The 12,498-nt window shown below is 36.7% G+C and carries 23 protein-coding genes and 1 tRNA gene; all 24 read left to right on the top strand.

The features are described 5' to 3' along the window. The first annotated feature begins 11 nt into the window (after positions 1 to 11). On the top strand, positions 12 to 365 hold the full coding sequence (gene rplX, locus ASJ80_RS13540) for a 50S ribosomal protein L24 (RefSeq protein ID WP_069582888.1): 354 nt from the start codon (positions 12 to 14) through the stop codon (positions 363 to 365). Between the two features lies 1 nt (position 366). Next, a complete protein-coding gene (locus tag ASJ80_RS13535) occupies positions 367 to 1,095 on the top strand; it encodes a 30S ribosomal protein S4e (protein WP_069582887.1) in 729 nt (242 codons plus the stop codon). After that, positions 1,096 to 1,614 (top strand): 50S ribosomal protein L5, encoded by a 519-nt coding sequence (locus ASJ80_RS13530; RefSeq protein WP_069582886.1) that lies wholly within the window; start codon positions 1,096 to 1,098, stop codon positions 1,612 to 1,614. Next, the gene (locus ASJ80_RS13525; protein ID WP_176720184.1) at positions 1,607 to 1,759 is read left to right on the top strand and encodes a 30S ribosomal protein S14; all 153 of its coding nucleotides are present in this window, start codon (positions 1,607 to 1,609) and stop codon (positions 1,757 to 1,759) included. The genes ASJ80_RS13530 and ASJ80_RS13525 overlap by 8 nt, the downstream gene beginning before the upstream one ends. Positions 1,760 to 1,768: 9 nt before the next feature. Next, a complete protein-coding gene (locus ASJ80_RS13520) occupies positions 1,769 to 2,161 on the top strand; it encodes a 30S ribosomal protein S8 (RefSeq protein WP_083240879.1) in 393 nt (130 codons plus the stop codon). Between the two features lie 14 nt (positions 2,162 to 2,175). Continuing rightward, on the top strand, positions 2,176 to 2,709 hold the full coding sequence (locus tag ASJ80_RS13515; protein WP_069582884.1) for a 50S ribosomal protein L6: 534 nt from the start codon (positions 2,176 to 2,178) through the stop codon (positions 2,707 to 2,709). 12 nt (positions 2,710 to 2,721) lie between these two features. Continuing rightward, positions 2,722 to 3,057: a 50S ribosomal protein L32e gene (locus ASJ80_RS13510; RefSeq protein ID WP_069582883.1), complete on the top strand. Its 336-nt coding sequence runs from the start codon at positions 2,722 to 2,724 to the stop codon at positions 3,055 to 3,057. A 162-nt stretch (positions 3,058 to 3,219) separates the two neighbouring features. Next, a complete protein-coding gene (locus tag ASJ80_RS13505) occupies positions 3,220 to 3,666 on the top strand; it encodes a 50S ribosomal protein L19e (protein WP_069582882.1) in 447 nt (148 codons plus the stop codon). Positions 3,667 to 3,682: 16 nt separating this feature from the next. Then, positions 3,683 to 4,267, top strand: a complete 585-nt coding sequence (locus ASJ80_RS13500) for a 50S ribosomal protein L18 (RefSeq protein ID WP_069582881.1) — start codon at positions 3,683 to 3,685, stop codon at positions 4,265 to 4,267. After that, the gene (rpsE, locus tag ASJ80_RS13495) at positions 4,264 to 4,905 is read left to right on the top strand and encodes a 30S ribosomal protein S5 (RefSeq protein ID WP_069582880.1); all 642 of its coding nucleotides are present in this window, start codon (positions 4,264 to 4,266) and stop codon (positions 4,903 to 4,905) included. The genes ASJ80_RS13500 and rpsE overlap by 4 nt, the downstream gene beginning before the upstream one ends. Before the next feature lie 11 nt (positions 4,906 to 4,916). Beyond that, entirely contained in the window at positions 4,917 to 5,375 is a 459-nt protein-coding gene (rpmD, locus tag ASJ80_RS13490; RefSeq protein ID WP_069582879.1) for a 50S ribosomal protein L30, read from the top strand. A gap of 21 nt (positions 5,376 to 5,396) precedes the next feature. Continuing rightward, the gene (locus ASJ80_RS13485; RefSeq protein WP_069582878.1) at positions 5,397 to 5,834 is read left to right on the top strand and encodes an uL15m family ribosomal protein; all 438 of its coding nucleotides are present in this window, start codon (positions 5,397 to 5,399) and stop codon (positions 5,832 to 5,834) included. 28 nt (positions 5,835 to 5,862) lie between these two features. Continuing rightward, positions 5,863 to 7,206: a preprotein translocase subunit SecY gene (gene secY, locus ASJ80_RS13480; protein WP_069582877.1), complete on the top strand. Its 1,344-nt coding sequence runs from the start codon at positions 5,863 to 5,865 to the stop codon at positions 7,204 to 7,206. A gap of 12 nt (positions 7,207 to 7,218) precedes the next feature. Then, on the top strand, positions 7,219 to 7,776 hold the full coding sequence (locus ASJ80_RS13475; protein ID WP_069583003.1) for an adenylate kinase: 558 nt from the start codon (positions 7,219 to 7,221) through the stop codon (positions 7,774 to 7,776). Between the two features lie 30 nt (positions 7,777 to 7,806). Further along, complete coding sequence (locus tag ASJ80_RS13470) at positions 7,807 to 8,370, top strand: EMC3/TMCO1 family protein (RefSeq protein WP_069582876.1); 564 nt, start codon at positions 7,807 to 7,809, stop codon at positions 8,368 to 8,370. Between the two features lie 80 nt (positions 8,371 to 8,450). Next, positions 8,451 to 8,720: a 50S ribosomal protein L34e gene (locus tag ASJ80_RS13465; RefSeq protein ID WP_048079989.1), complete on the top strand. Its 270-nt coding sequence runs from the start codon at positions 8,451 to 8,453 to the stop codon at positions 8,718 to 8,720. Continuing rightward, positions 8,717 to 9,247 carry a (d)CMP kinase gene (cmk, locus tag ASJ80_RS13460; protein WP_069582875.1) on the top strand — a complete coding sequence of 177 codons (531 nt, stop codon included), beginning with the start codon at positions 8,717 to 8,719 and terminating at the stop codon, positions 9,245 to 9,247. The genes ASJ80_RS13465 and cmk overlap by 4 nt, the downstream gene beginning before the upstream one ends. Further along, positions 9,235 to 9,462 carry a 50S ribosomal protein L14e gene (locus tag ASJ80_RS13455; RefSeq protein ID WP_048079987.1) on the top strand — a complete coding sequence of 76 codons (228 nt, stop codon included), beginning with the start codon at positions 9,235 to 9,237 and terminating at the stop codon, positions 9,460 to 9,462. Before cmk ends, ASJ80_RS13455 begins: the two co-directional genes overlap by 13 nt. Before the next feature lie 33 nt (positions 9,463 to 9,495). Further along, on the top strand, positions 9,496 to 10,458 hold the full coding sequence (locus ASJ80_RS13450; RefSeq protein ID WP_069582874.1) for an RNA-guided pseudouridylation complex pseudouridine synthase subunit Cbf5: 963 nt from the start codon (positions 9,496 to 9,498) through the stop codon (positions 10,456 to 10,458). Next, positions 10,449 to 10,574 (top strand): hypothetical protein, encoded by a 126-nt coding sequence (locus ASJ80_RS17710; RefSeq protein ID WP_255360672.1) that lies wholly within the window; start codon positions 10,449 to 10,451, stop codon positions 10,572 to 10,574. Before ASJ80_RS13450 ends, ASJ80_RS17710 begins: the two co-directional genes overlap by 10 nt. Positions 10,575 to 10,637: 63 nt before the next feature. Continuing rightward, positions 10,638 to 10,722, top strand: a tRNA-Ser gene (locus ASJ80_RS13445). 355 nt (positions 10,723 to 11,077) lie between these two features. Then, entirely contained in the window at positions 11,078 to 11,533 is a 456-nt protein-coding gene (locus tag ASJ80_RS13440; RefSeq protein ID WP_069582873.1) for a 30S ribosomal protein S13, read from the top strand. 24 nt (positions 11,534 to 11,557) lie between these two features. Next, positions 11,558 to 12,088: a 30S ribosomal protein S4 gene (locus ASJ80_RS13435; RefSeq protein ID WP_069582872.1), complete on the top strand. Its 531-nt coding sequence runs from the start codon at positions 11,558 to 11,560 to the stop codon at positions 12,086 to 12,088. Between the two features lie 17 nt (positions 12,089 to 12,105). After that, positions 12,106 to 12,498 carry a 30S ribosomal protein S11 gene (locus ASJ80_RS13430; protein ID WP_069582871.1) on the top strand — a complete coding sequence of 131 codons (393 nt, stop codon included), beginning with the start codon at positions 12,106 to 12,108 and terminating at the stop codon, positions 12,496 to 12,498.

Raw genomic sequence — 12,498 nt, 5'->3', positions numbered from 1 at the left:
AGGTGATTATAATGTCAAAACAACCAAGAAAACAGAGGAAATTCCTCCATAAAGCACCTTTACACGTACGTCATAATTTAATGAGTGTAACATTAAGTGACGAACTCAGGGAACAATACGGAAAAAGATCAATCCCTGTAAGAAAAGGTGATACTGTACAGGTAATGCGCGGTGACTTTAAAGATCACGAAGGAAAAGTTGAAAAAGTCGACATTAAAAATTATAGGGTCCTTATAGAAGGAGCTTCTGTACAGAAACCAGATGGGAATCAAGTTTATCACTCAGTACATCCATCCAACTTAAGAATAGTTGAACTGGATCTTGATGATGACGAAAGAAATGAAATAGTAGAAAGGAAGGGATAAAATGGCAATAATGGGATCAAGAAAACATCTTAAACGTTTCAAAGCACCAAAACACTGGCCAATTCATCCAAAAGAAAATAAATGGACCACCAAACCAAATGCAGGTCCACATGCTATAGAAGGATCATTACCTTTACTCCTTATAGTTCGTGATATCCTCGGCGTTGCTGATAACGCAAGGGAAGCAAAAAGAATTATAAACAACGGTGAAATTCTTGTAGATGGGAGAGCAAGAAAAGATTACAAGTTCCCTGTTGGATTTATGGATGTAATTGAAATTCCAAAATCTGAAAAAGTTTACAGGGTTTTACCTGATGAAAAAGGAAGGTTAACACTCCACTCCATTGTTGCAGAAAATAAAGATTTTAAACTCTGCAAAATTACAGAAAAAACCACCATATCTGGAGGAAAAACTCAACTCAACCTCCATGATGGAAGAAATCATATTGTAGACAATGGATACAAAGTTGGGGATGTAGTAATTCTTAAAGTTCCAGAACAGGAAATAACAGACAGTATTGACTTTGTAAAAGGCAATATAGGTCTTATAACTGGTGGTAAACACACTGGTGAAATTGGTAGAATAAAAGAAATTAACATAACTAAATCTTCAATGCCTAACACTGTTGAAATGGAAACTGAAGATAAAAAAACTTTCCTTACCTTAAAAGATTACGTTTTTGTAATCGGTAAAGAAGAACCAGCAATTGCACTTCCTGGAGGTAAATAGATGAACCCTATGGAAGAAGTGAAAATAGCCAAAGCAACCGTTAACATAGGTGTCGGTGAAAGTGGAGAAAGGCTTGCAAGGGCTGAAAAATTATTATCAAGCATAACAGGCCAACAACCTGTACGTACTTATTCTAAAGTTACAAACCCTGAATTTGGTATCAGAAAAGGGCAGCCTATCGCATGTAAAGTTACACTGCGTGGTGAAAAAGCTGATAAAGCTATTAAAATGGTACTGGAAGGTATTGAAAGAAGGATAAGAGCAACTCAATTTGATGCTCAAGGCAATCTTTCATTTGGAATACACGAACACATAGATATTCCTGGAATGCGTTATGATCCAGATATTGGTATATTTGGAATGGATGTTTCCATAACCTTCGAAAAACCAGGTTACAGGATAAACCGAAGGAAAATACAGAGGAGAAAAGTTCCAGATAAACATAAAGTCACTAAAGAAGACTCTATCAAATTTATGGAAGAAAATTTCCAGGTTAAAATATTAACTAAAGGTGATTAATTTGCCAAGAAAATACGGAAAAGCATCAAGAAAGTGTAGCAGATGCAATGATCATTCTGCACTCGTTAGAAGATACGGGCTCATGTTATGCAGACAGTGCTTCAGAGAAATCGCCCCTAAAATTGGGTTTAAAAAATATAATTAAGAGGTGTTAATTGTGCTTATGGATCCTCTAGCAAACGCGCTTACTAACATGAGAAACAATGAAATGCAGGGAAATAAAAGATGTAAAATTTCACCCGCATCTAAAATGATAGGGCGTGTTTTAAGAACAATGCAAAAAGAAGGGTATATCGGCGAATTTGAGTTTGTCGATGATAACAAAGCTGGACAGTTCATAGTTGAACTTGAAGGAAATATAAACAAGTGCGGTGTAATAAAGCCAAGACACGCCGTTAAAAAGGACGAATTTGAAAAATTTGAAAAGAGGTACTTGCCATCTAAAAACTTTGGAATTATGATCCTCACAACACCTGAAGGAATCATGACTCACAAAGAGGCCAAAGACAAGGGAATTGGTGGCAGGCTCTTAGTATATGTTTACTAAATTTAGGTGATAAAATGGTTGAAGCAGTAGTCCTTAGAGAAGAAATTCCTATTCCTGAGGGTATAGATGTCACTATAGAAGATGAAGTGACCGTAAAAGGATCAAAAGGACAGCTCTCAAGGAAATTTAACTATCCTAATGTTGTAGTTAAAAAGGACAATGGTAACGTAGTATTAGAAGCTCATTTTCCTAAAAAAAAGGATAAAGCAATGCTTGGAACTATAAGGTCCCATATCAGCAACATGATAACAGGATTAACAGACGGATTTACTTATAACATGAAAATAGTTTATGCTCACTTCCCTATGACTGTAAAAGCTGGCAAGGACAAAGTTACCATAGAAAACTTCCTTGGTGAAAGGTATCCTAGGACAGCAAAAATTGTTGGAAGTGCTAAAGTTCAGGTAAAAGGTGAAGAAGTAATAGTCACAGGTATCAACAAAGAAGATGTTGGACAGACTATGGCTAACCTTGAACAGGCTACCAAAATAAAGGGAAGAGATCCAAGGGTATTCCAGGATGGAATATACTTTGTAAGTCGGGAATAAGGCGGTGACAAAATGAAAAAACCAGATTTCAAAAGGCAGGAATGGTTTAGATACAAAAAACTCGGAGATAAATGGAGGAAACCTAAAGGAAAAACCAGTAAAACCCGAAGATACGAAAAAGGAAAACCTGCAATGCCTGCAATAGGTTACGGATCTCCAAAAGCGACAAGAGGACTCCACCCTTCCGGATATATGGATGTGCTTGTCTGCAATATGAAAGAACTTGAAAACCTGGACCCAGCTACACAAGCAGGTAGAATTAGTTCTACCATTGGAAAAAGGAAAAAAGAAGTAATGCTTGTACGGGCAAAAGAACTAGGAATCAAGATTCTAAATAAGGGAATTTAAGTACTTAATGCAAAGTACTTAAAGTCAGTATTATTTACTGACGTTTTTGCATTTGCAAATTAAATTTATTGAACTCGTAAAGAGTTTTGATCAACCGGGGACACTCAGTGTTTGGAATCAAGTTCTACCATGAATTTGAACGGTTGAAATGGAGGTTTCTTCATGAATCTTACTACTCAAAAAAGATTGGCTGCAGATATACTCAAAGTCGGGGAAAACAGGGTATGGATAGATCCTGAAAGGACAGAAGAAGTATCAAGAGCCATAACTCGAGAAAGTGTAAAACAACTAATAAATAATAAAGCTATAATGGCAAAACCACAAAAAGGCATAAGCAGCTATAGGTCAAAAAAGATAGCTGCACAAAAGAAAAAAGGAAGAAGAAAAGGCCATGGTAGTACAAAAGGAGCTAAAGGAGCTAAAAATCCAAAGAAAGAAGCTTGGATGACTACTATACGTGCTTTAAGAACTGATCTAAAAGATATGAGAAATAATAGGGAGATTAATAAAACTACCTACAGAAAGCTCTATAAAATGGCAAAAGGTGGCGCTTTCAGAAGCAAATCCTACATGAAAACCTATGCAAGGGATCATGGTCTGCTTAGGTAAATAAGGAGGAATTTAATTGGCACAAGGATCAAGATACAAAGTGGCTTTTAAAAGAAGGAAAGAAGGTAAAACTAATTATGGAGCAAGATTAAAACTCATAGAATTAGATAAATTACGACTGGTTGTAAGGATCACTAACAATCATGTAATATCACAGATAGTTAAAGTTGCTCCAGAAGGGGATGAAACTGTAATTTCAGCACATTCCAATGAAATTAAAAAAATGGGATGGCTCGGATCTACTAAAAACACTTCTGCAGCATATCTAACTGGATTTTTATGTGGGAAAAAAGCGTTAAATGAAGGCATAGATAAAGCTGTTTTAGACATCGGTTTAAGGTCACCTACCAAAGGTACAAACATATTTGCAGTACTTAAAGGTGCAGTAGATGCTGGACTTGACATTCCTCATGGTAGTGCAATTTTACCTTCAGATGAGAGGATAGCTGGGGAACATGTAGCACAGTACGCTGAATCTTTAACTGATGAAGAACTCAACAAGAGATTTTCAGGATACATTAAAAATGGATTATCCCCAAAAGACCTCCCTGACCATTTTGGAAAGATTAAACAAAAAATAAATGATGAGGTATCAGGATGAACTATAATAAAGAAGAATGGGAACCAAAAACCAATCTGGGACGTATGGTCAAGGAAGGCACAATAACTGATATAGATGAAATTTTGGAAAAAGGCCTTCCAATCATGGAGCTTGAAATTGTTAACACTCTCCTACCAGATTTAGAAGAAGAAGTAATGGATGTAAATCTCGTTCAGAGGATGCACAAATCTGGAAGAAAAGTTAATTTCAGGGTTATTGTCGCAGTTGGAAATAAGAAAGGATATGTAGGTTTAGGGCAAGGTAAAGCTAAAGAAGTAGGTCCTGCAATAAGAAAAGCTGTTGACAATGCTAAATATAATATAATCAAAGTAAGAAGAGGCTGTGGTGACTGGGGATGTGTTTGTGGAAGAGAACACACAGTACCATTTAAAGTATCTGGAAAAAGTGGTAGTGTAAGAGTAACTTTAATCCCAGCACCTGGTGGAGTAGGTCTTGCAATAGGAGATGTTGGAAAAACTATCCTCGGACTTGCAGGAATATACGATGTATGGTCTCAGACAATGGGACAAACTCAAACAACTATAAACTTCGCAAACGCTGTTTTCGATGCTTTAAAACAATTGAGTAGAGTTAAAGCAAGGAAATCCGACCTTAAAAGTCTTGGAGTCGCAGTATAATTGGTGATAACATGATTGCAGCAATAAGAGTAAGAGGCAGGACAGGAATCAGAAAAGACATTGAAGAAACACTTAAAATGCTAAAGCTTACCAGAATTAATCACGCAGTTCTAATTGAAGACACCCCTAGTTATCAGGGAATGCTTCAAAAAGCTAAAGATTACATAACCTGGGGCGAAGTTGACGCAGACTCAGTAACAAGTCTTATATCAAAAAGAGGAAAATTACCTGGTAATGTTAAACTCACTGAAGAGTATGTTAAGGAAAACACTGACTTTTCCTCAATAGAAGACCTTTCAAAAGCAATAGTAGAATCTGGTGCTAAATTGGAAGACAGTGGGATAAAACCATTATTTAGACTTCACCCTCCAAGGAAAGGATATAAAGATCTTAAAAAGACATTTGCAGAATCTGGAACCTTAGGTTACAGAGGGGAAAAAATAGGGGATCTCATCAAAAAGATGATCTAACCTATTAGGGAGGATTATATTATGATAAGAAGGACACGAAAAATAAGGAAAATGAGGGGCTCACGAACTGTGGGTGGTGGATCTTCTAAAAAACGAAGAGGAGCCGGTCACAGGGGTGGAAGAGGAAACTCTGGTCTTCACAAAAGTAAATGGACATGGACTGTCAAATTCGATCCTAAACACTTTGGAAAATATGGATTTAAAAGACCTCAAAGAAGTATCTTCAAATTCGCTCCAGTAAACTTAGACTACTTAGATGAAAAATCAGAAGAATTTGTAAAACAGGGCTTAGCAGCAAATAAAAACGGTGCTATTGAAATAGACATCACCGACCTTGGCTACAACAAAGTTTTAGGAAAAGGTAAAGTAAGCAAGCCTTTAATTATAAAATCACCTAAATTTTCCAGTTTAGCAATTCAAAAGATAGAAGAAGCTGGTGGGGAAGTAGTAATTCTTTAAACGAGTATTAAACTAAGGAGTGAATTTCTTGCTTGAAAAGCTACAACCAATTTTTTCAATAATTCCTCAGGTCAGATCGCCTATACAAAGGCTGTCTTTTAGAGATAAGATTAAATGGACAGGTATAATTCTTCTATTATATTTTGTCCTCTCAAACATCAGCCTTTTTGGGCTCAGTTCCGCGGCTGTTGATCAATTTGGAGCATTAAGAGCTGTAATGGCGGGTAGTTTTGGTTCAATTATTACACTGGGTATAGGGCCAATAGTTTCAGCGTCCATTATACTTCAGCTTCTTGTTGGGGGAAAGATACTGAATCTGGATCTTTCGAGACATGAGGATAAAGCTTTATTTCAAGGAACTCAGAAACTCCTTGCTCTTGTATTCACACTGTTTGAAGCAGCTGCGTTTGTTTTTGTTGGTGCTGTTCCACCATCAGATCCTTCATTTACAGTTCTTCTTATAGCACAGATAACTCTTGGTGGAATCGCCATAATTTACATGGATGAAGTTGTGTCTAAATGGGGATTTGGAAGTGGAGTAGGGCTTTTCATTGTTGCTGGAGTATCCCAGCAAATACTGGTAAGTGCATTTAACTTCCTTCCATCTGCAACTTCACCAGGAGTACCTGCCGGAAAAATTCCGCAATTTATATATTTAATAACCACTGGAAATCCTGATTTCACTCTGTTACTTCCAGTATTTGCTACAATCATTGTATTTTTAGTTGTAGTATATGCAGAAAGTATGCGTATTGAAATACCATTATCATATGGGGGAGTAAAAGGTGCAAGGGGAAAATACCCTTTGAGGTTCATATATGCAAGTAACATGCCTGTTATATTAACAAGTGCACTCCTTTTGAATGTGCAGTTGTTTGCTTCAGTGTTCCAAAGGATAGGGTTCCCAATTCTTGGACAGGTTTCAAATGGCCAGGCTATAAATGGAGTTGCATATTACCTTACAACTCCAACTAGCCTAAGTGTAGTTCTCACTGATCCATTAAAAGTGCTGATTTATGCTATTGTATTCCTTGCATCATGTGTAGTATTTGCATGGCTATGGGTTGAATTAAGTGGAATAGGACCAAAACAGGTTGCAAAACAGCTTCACCAAATGGGAATGCAGATTCCAGGTCAAAGGAGCAGTAGGGCTCATTTTGAAAGGATACTTAAAAGATATATTCCAGGTATAACTGTTCTTGGAGGAGCATTCGTTGGGCTTTTAGCATTTGGCGCTGATTTAACAGGTGCATTAGGTGGAGGTACAGGTATTCTCCTAACAGTGGGTATAGTATACAGGCTGTATGAAGAAATAGCGCAGGAACAGTTGATGGATATGCATCCAATGCTCAGGAAATTCTTAGGAGATTAAAGAGGGATGGATATGAAAGTCGGCGTAATTGCAGGAATTCCAGGATCCGGAAGCACTACAGTTTTAACTAAAGCTCTCGAAGCTTTAGATTATGTACATGTTAATTATGGGGATGTAATGCTTGAAATTGCACAAAAAGAGGGTCTTGTGGAAGATAGAGATGCCTTAAGAAAATTGTCCCCTGATGTACAGAAAGAAATTCAGAAAAATGCTGCAAAAAGTATAAGAGAGATGTCAGAGGATAATAATATTATTGTCGATACTCACTGTACTATAAAAACACCTGCTGGTTTTTTACCTGGACTTCCAAAATGGGTATTAGACGAACTTCAGCCAGATATTTTTATATTAATTGAAGCAGATAGCGATGAAATTTTGATGAGGAGACTCAACGACACAACGAGAACAAGAGATATGGAAAAATTAAGTGATATACAGCTCCATCAAGAAATGAACCGTTCAATGTCTATGGCTTACGCAGCACTTACTGGTGCTACAGTAAAAATTATTGAAAATCATGACAACAGGCTTGAAGAACCTGTAGAAAATATGATAACTACTTTAAAATAATTTAATGTTTTAAAATAAGAGGAACACAAAATGGTATTAGAATGGATTATGGCAGGGTTAAACTCTTTATTTGACCCCATAATATATTATTTTGGTCCCAATAAATTTTTGGCTGTATTTGTAATAGGAGCCATAATTTCGTTTGTGACCACACTTGCAAACAAGCTTCTTGTGGATCAGGACAGACTCATGTATCTTCAAGATGAGATGAAAGAGTTCAATCAAGAGATGGTGGAAGCGAGGAAAACAAACGATCCAAAAGCATTGGCAAAAGTTCAAAAAAAGCAGATGGAGTTCATGAGCCTTCAAAAAGAAATGATGCTTATGTCATTTAGACCAATGATAGTGACATTTGTCCCAATACTCATTGTGTTCTGGTGGATGGCTCAATCACAGTTAAATAATATAGTAATTCAGTTACCATCCTTTGCTTACTATATACTTTTAGTCCCTATCTGGCATATGTTCTATCACCTATCGCCAGGATTAAGTGGAATGGTTATCGAATGGCTTGGATGGTATATACTGGCTGCATTCGGATTTTCATTCGTATTCAGGAAATTAATGGGACTTAAAAGTGCTGGAGGAATGTAACACATTCATTCAGTGAATTTCACGATCATGCAGATTGTTTAATTGCTTTCTGCTAATTATTAAAATCAGGAGAGATGTATATGCCACAATTGAGATACAGATCTAGATCATACAGAAGAATATTCAAAAAAACCCCTGGAGGAAAAACGGTCTTACGTTACAAGAAGAAAAAACCAAGCAAGCACATCTGTGCAGAATGTGGTAAGTTTCTTCATGGAGTCCCAAGGGGCAGACCATATGAAATAAACAAACTTTCAAAATCTAAAAAAAGGCCAAACCGGCCTTATGGAGGAAACCTTTGCCCTGAATGTGCACGAAAAGTGTTTAAGAGAGAGGCAAGGAAAGAATGATTATAACTATCAGCGGATTAGCTGGGAGTGGTACCACTACAGCTTCCAAAATACTATCAAAAAAACTGGATATTCCATATGTCTCAGCCGGTGATATTTTTCGCCAGATGGCTGCTGAAAAAAATATGGATCTTTTAGAATTTGGTAAGTTCGCTGAAGAGAATGATGATATTGATATCTTAATTGACAAACGACAAGCAGAAATGGCGAATAAAAGCAAAAATCTGATTGTTGAGGGAAGACTATCTGCACATTTTGTAGAAGCTGACCTTAAAGTAGGGTTTATAGCACCTATAGATGACCGTACAAAACGGATATGCAAGCGGGAAAATAAACCATATGAAGTTGTCAAGGAAGAAATAATTTCAAGAAGTAATAGCGAAGCAAAACGATATCATGAGATTCATGGTATTGACATTAATGACATGGAAATTTATGACCTCATCATAAATACCGGAAATTTTAATGCTCTAAGCATCGCTGATATCATATTAAAAGTAGTAGAGGTGATTTCATGCCAGCAATAGAAGTAGGAAGAGTATGTGTTAAGATTGCAGGAAGAGAAGCAGGCGAAAAATGTGTTATAGTTGAAGTTATAGATGATAAATTTGTTGAAGTTGTTGGAACAAACATCAAAAACAGAAGATGCAACATAAAACATTTAGAACCAGTTGATCAGACCATTGAAGTAAAATCTGACAACGTAGAAGAAATTAAAAAAGAACTTGAAGCAGCAGCTTAATCGTGTATAAACGCGGAACTTTAAGGTTATTTAATGGCAGATTTACTTATAAAAGCCGAAGGTGAAACTGATCCAGACTACGGGACTTTCCCTGATGAAAGACCCATAGAAGATCATATAAAAAGAGGAATTGTAAACCTTGATAAACCTTCAGGCCCAACATCCCATGAAATCGATTCATGGGTTAAAAGAATTCTTGGAGTGGAAAAAACAGGTCATGGGGGAACCTTAGACCCCAAAGTTACTGGAGTTTTACCTATAGGCATAGATTATGCTACAAGGGCTATTCAAATGCTGCTGGGTGCTGATAAAGAGTATGTATGTCTTATGCACATGCATGAGGAAATTTCAGAAACTGAAATAAGAGAAATATTGAAGGAGTTTCAGGGAAAAATTTTCCAGACACCACCACTCAAATCTGCTGTAAAGCGCGAAATGAGAGTTCGAAATATTTATTATGTTAATATCCTTGAGATAGATGGCCAGGATGTCCTTTTTAAAATAGGATGTGAAGGTGGAACTTATATACGAAAGTACTGCCATGATGTAGGTGAAGCACTTGGAATAGGTGCTCATATGGCAGAACTTCGAAGGACCAAATCGGGACCATTTACAGAGGATGAAACATTAACTACCCTTCAAGATTTAACTGATGCATATCATATCTGGAAGGAAGAAGGAGATGAATCTTTTATTAGGGACTGCATACTTCCTATGGAGTTAGCAGTAAAACATCTCCCTAAAATTATCATAAGGGATTCTGCAGTTGATGCGGTTTGTCATGGTGCAGACCTTGCAGCAGGTGGAATAATAAGCCTTGATGATAAAATTAAAGAAAATGATACTGTAGCAATTATGACACTTAAAGGTGAACTTGTTGCAGCAGGTGAAAGTTTAAAAACATCTAAGGAAATATATAAAGCAAATAAAGGTATAGTGATAGATATAAAAAAAGTTTTTATGGAACCTGGAACATATCCAAAGATGTGGAAGTAGAAGTTTTATATGAATATTCAAGTTTTCAGCTATCAAGTAAAGACTATTCTTTAAATAAATTCAAAGTTGAACTGGATTATGCAACCGATACAACCATTAAGCTTTTAAAGGTTTAAGAACATACACTTTATGTCTAGCAATTGGACATGTAATTTATATTACAGACTAATTAATCAGATGCCGGGATAGTCTAGCTTGGTAAGGCGCAAGACTGGAAATCTTGTGGAGCTTTGCTCCGCCTGGGTTCAAATCCCAGTCCCGGCGCTCAAAAATCTGTGATTTTTGACTTCTCGAAAAGATTTTCGAGAGTGTTTAAAAACCTGTGGTTTTTAACGCTGAAAGAAATTTTCAATTTCCTGAGCCGCAAATCGAAGATTTGCAGGCCTCAAAATCAAAGATTTCGAGAGCGCTCAAAATTTAAATAAAATTTTGTGTCCCAAACATCCTGTGTTTGAGGACGTTAAAAGCAAGTTTTTTTATCTTTGTATTCACCCGTCCAAACTTATACTGGATACAAAATCTTGCCCTAATTTGCACAAATATTTAAAATAATTAAATTATACTGGAAAACGAAGAAGTAAGGCATTCTGGTCTTATAAAAAAGTTTAGAGGTCAAATAATGGAAGAAGAATTCAAACACTTGGTCCGTATTGCCAGAAAGGATGTAGATGGTAATAAAACCATTGAAAATGCTCTTGCTGATGTCAAAGGAGTAGGCAAAGCACTATCCAGAGCAGTAGGTATTGTTATGGATCTTGACTTAAGTCAAAAAATTGGATACTTACCTGATGAAAAAGTACTGGAAATTGAAGAAGTTCTCAAGAACCCGTCATCACATAACGTTCCTGACTGGATGTTAAACAGGCGTAACGATTATGAAACAGGTGAAACTGGTCATTTAATTGAATCTGACCTTATGATGACATTAAGGGAAGATTTGAACAGAATGAAGAAAACAAGAAGCTACAAAGGAAGAAGACACGAAGTTGGACTTCCAGTTAGAGGACAGAGAACCAAATCTACCTTCAGAAAAGGATCATCTGTTGGTGTTAGAAGAAGGAGAGGAAGGGCCTAATTATAGTTTAAAGGAGATAATAGTATGGGACATCCAAGAAGAGCAAGAAAAAAATATGATACACCACCTCATCCATGGAACGCTGATAGGATTAAAGAAGAAAATAAGCTTACCCAAAAATACGGTTTAAAAAATAAAAAAGAAATATGGAAAGCTGAAACTATGGTTAAAAGATACAGGAGAGATGCAAGACACCTCTTAGGTATGTTAACTGAACAGACAATTAGGGAAAGACAGGATCTTATTAATCACCTTGTACGCTCTGGTATTTTAGCAGAAAATGCAAATCTAGAAGATGTACTGGATTTAACCGTAGAAGATATTTTAAGAAGAAGATTACAAACCATGGTACATAAAAAAGGACTTGCTACCACTGCAAAAGGAGCAAGACAGTTTGTTATACATGGACATATAGCTTTAGATGGGAAGAAAGTTGATTCACCAAGCTACATGATAAAAAGAGGGGAAGAAGACCTTATAGGATTTTACCCAGCTTCACCCGTAGAAAAACAGTACAAAGCAAGAACTGAAAAAACAGGTACTGATGAATCATAACTAAAAAAGGTGATAAAATGGCAGAAAAAGAAAAATGGGGTGTAGCTAACATTTATTCATCCTTTAACAATACTATAATCACTATAACTGATTTAACCGGAGCCGAAACCATTACTCAATGGTCTGGTGGAAAAGTTGTAAGGGCAGATAGACAGGAGTCATCTCCATTTGCAGCAATGGAAGCAGCAACAAGAGCAGCAGACGACGTTAAAGAAAAAGGAATAATTGGATTACACATAAAAGTAAGGGCCCCTGGTGGAAACGGACCAAGAACTCCCGGACCTGGTGCACAAGCTACAATAAGAGCTCTTGCAAGAGCTGGTATCAGAATAGGAAAAATAGAAGATGTTACCCCAATTCCTCATGACGGTACAGGAAGACCTGGAGGTAAGCGGGGAAGAAGGGTCTAA

It is taken from the genome of Methanobacterium bryantii (assembly GCF_002287175.1).
Taxonomy (GTDB): domain Archaea; phylum Methanobacteriota; class Methanobacteria; order Methanobacteriales; family Methanobacteriaceae; genus Methanobacterium_D; species Methanobacterium_D bryantii.
This window is presented reverse-complemented; position numbering and strand designations above follow the sequence as displayed.

Excerpts from the sequence above, each read along its gene's own strand:
- rpmD (WP_069582879.1), top strand. The coding sequence starts at position 4,917 with ATGATTGCAGCAATAAGAGTAAGAGGCAGGACAGGAATCAGAAAAGAC.
- ASJ80_RS13435 (WP_069582872.1), top strand. The coding sequence starts at position 11,558 with ATGGGACATCCAAGAAGAGCAAGAAAAAAATATGATACACCACCTCAT.
- ASJ80_RS13530 (WP_069582886.1), top strand. The coding sequence starts at position 1,096 with ATGAACCCTATGGAAGAAGTGAAAATAGCCAAAGCAACCGTTAACATA.
- rplX (WP_069582888.1), top strand. The coding sequence starts at position 12 with ATGTCAAAACAACCAAGAAAACAGAGGAAATTCCTCCATAAAGCACCT.
- ASJ80_RS13515 (WP_069582884.1), top strand. The coding sequence starts at position 2,176 with ATGGTTGAAGCAGTAGTCCTTAGAGAAGAAATTCCTATTCCTGAGGGT.
- ASJ80_RS13440 (WP_069582873.1), top strand. The coding sequence starts at position 11,078 with ATGGAAGAAGAATTCAAACACTTGGTCCGTATTGCCAGAAAGGATGTA.
- ASJ80_RS13430 (WP_069582871.1), top strand. The coding sequence starts at position 12,106 with ATGGCAGAAAAAGAAAAATGGGGTGTAGCTAACATTTATTCATCCTTT.
- ASJ80_RS13475 (WP_069583003.1), top strand. The coding sequence starts at position 7,219 with ATGAAAGTCGGCGTAATTGCAGGAATTCCAGGATCCGGAAGCACTACA.
- ASJ80_RS13485 (WP_069582878.1), top strand. The coding sequence starts at position 5,397 with ATGATAAGAAGGACACGAAAAATAAGGAAAATGAGGGGCTCACGAACT.
- ASJ80_RS13465 (WP_048079989.1), top strand. The coding sequence starts at position 8,451 with ATGCCACAATTGAGATACAGATCTAGATCATACAGAAGAATATTCAAA.
- ASJ80_RS13450 (WP_069582874.1), top strand. The coding sequence starts at position 9,496 with ATGGCAGATTTACTTATAAAAGCCGAAGGTGAAACTGATCCAGACTAC.
- rpsE (WP_069582880.1), top strand. The coding sequence starts at position 4,264 with ATGAACTATAATAAAGAAGAATGGGAACCAAAAACCAATCTGGGACGT.
- ASJ80_RS13470 (WP_069582876.1), top strand. The coding sequence starts at position 7,807 with ATGGTATTAGAATGGATTATGGCAGGGTTAAACTCTTTATTTGACCCC.
- ASJ80_RS13535 (WP_069582887.1), top strand. The coding sequence starts at position 367 with ATGGCAATAATGGGATCAAGAAAACATCTTAAACGTTTCAAAGCACCA.
- cmk (WP_069582875.1), top strand. The coding sequence starts at position 8,717 with ATGATTATAACTATCAGCGGATTAGCTGGGAGTGGTACCACTACAGCT.
- ASJ80_RS13505 (WP_069582882.1), top strand. The coding sequence starts at position 3,220 with ATGAATCTTACTACTCAAAAAAGATTGGCTGCAGATATACTCAAAGTC.
- ASJ80_RS13510 (WP_069582883.1), top strand. The coding sequence starts at position 2,722 with ATGAAAAAACCAGATTTCAAAAGGCAGGAATGGTTTAGATACAAAAAA.
- ASJ80_RS13455 (WP_048079987.1), top strand. The coding sequence starts at position 9,235 with ATGCCAGCAATAGAAGTAGGAAGAGTATGTGTTAAGATTGCAGGAAGA.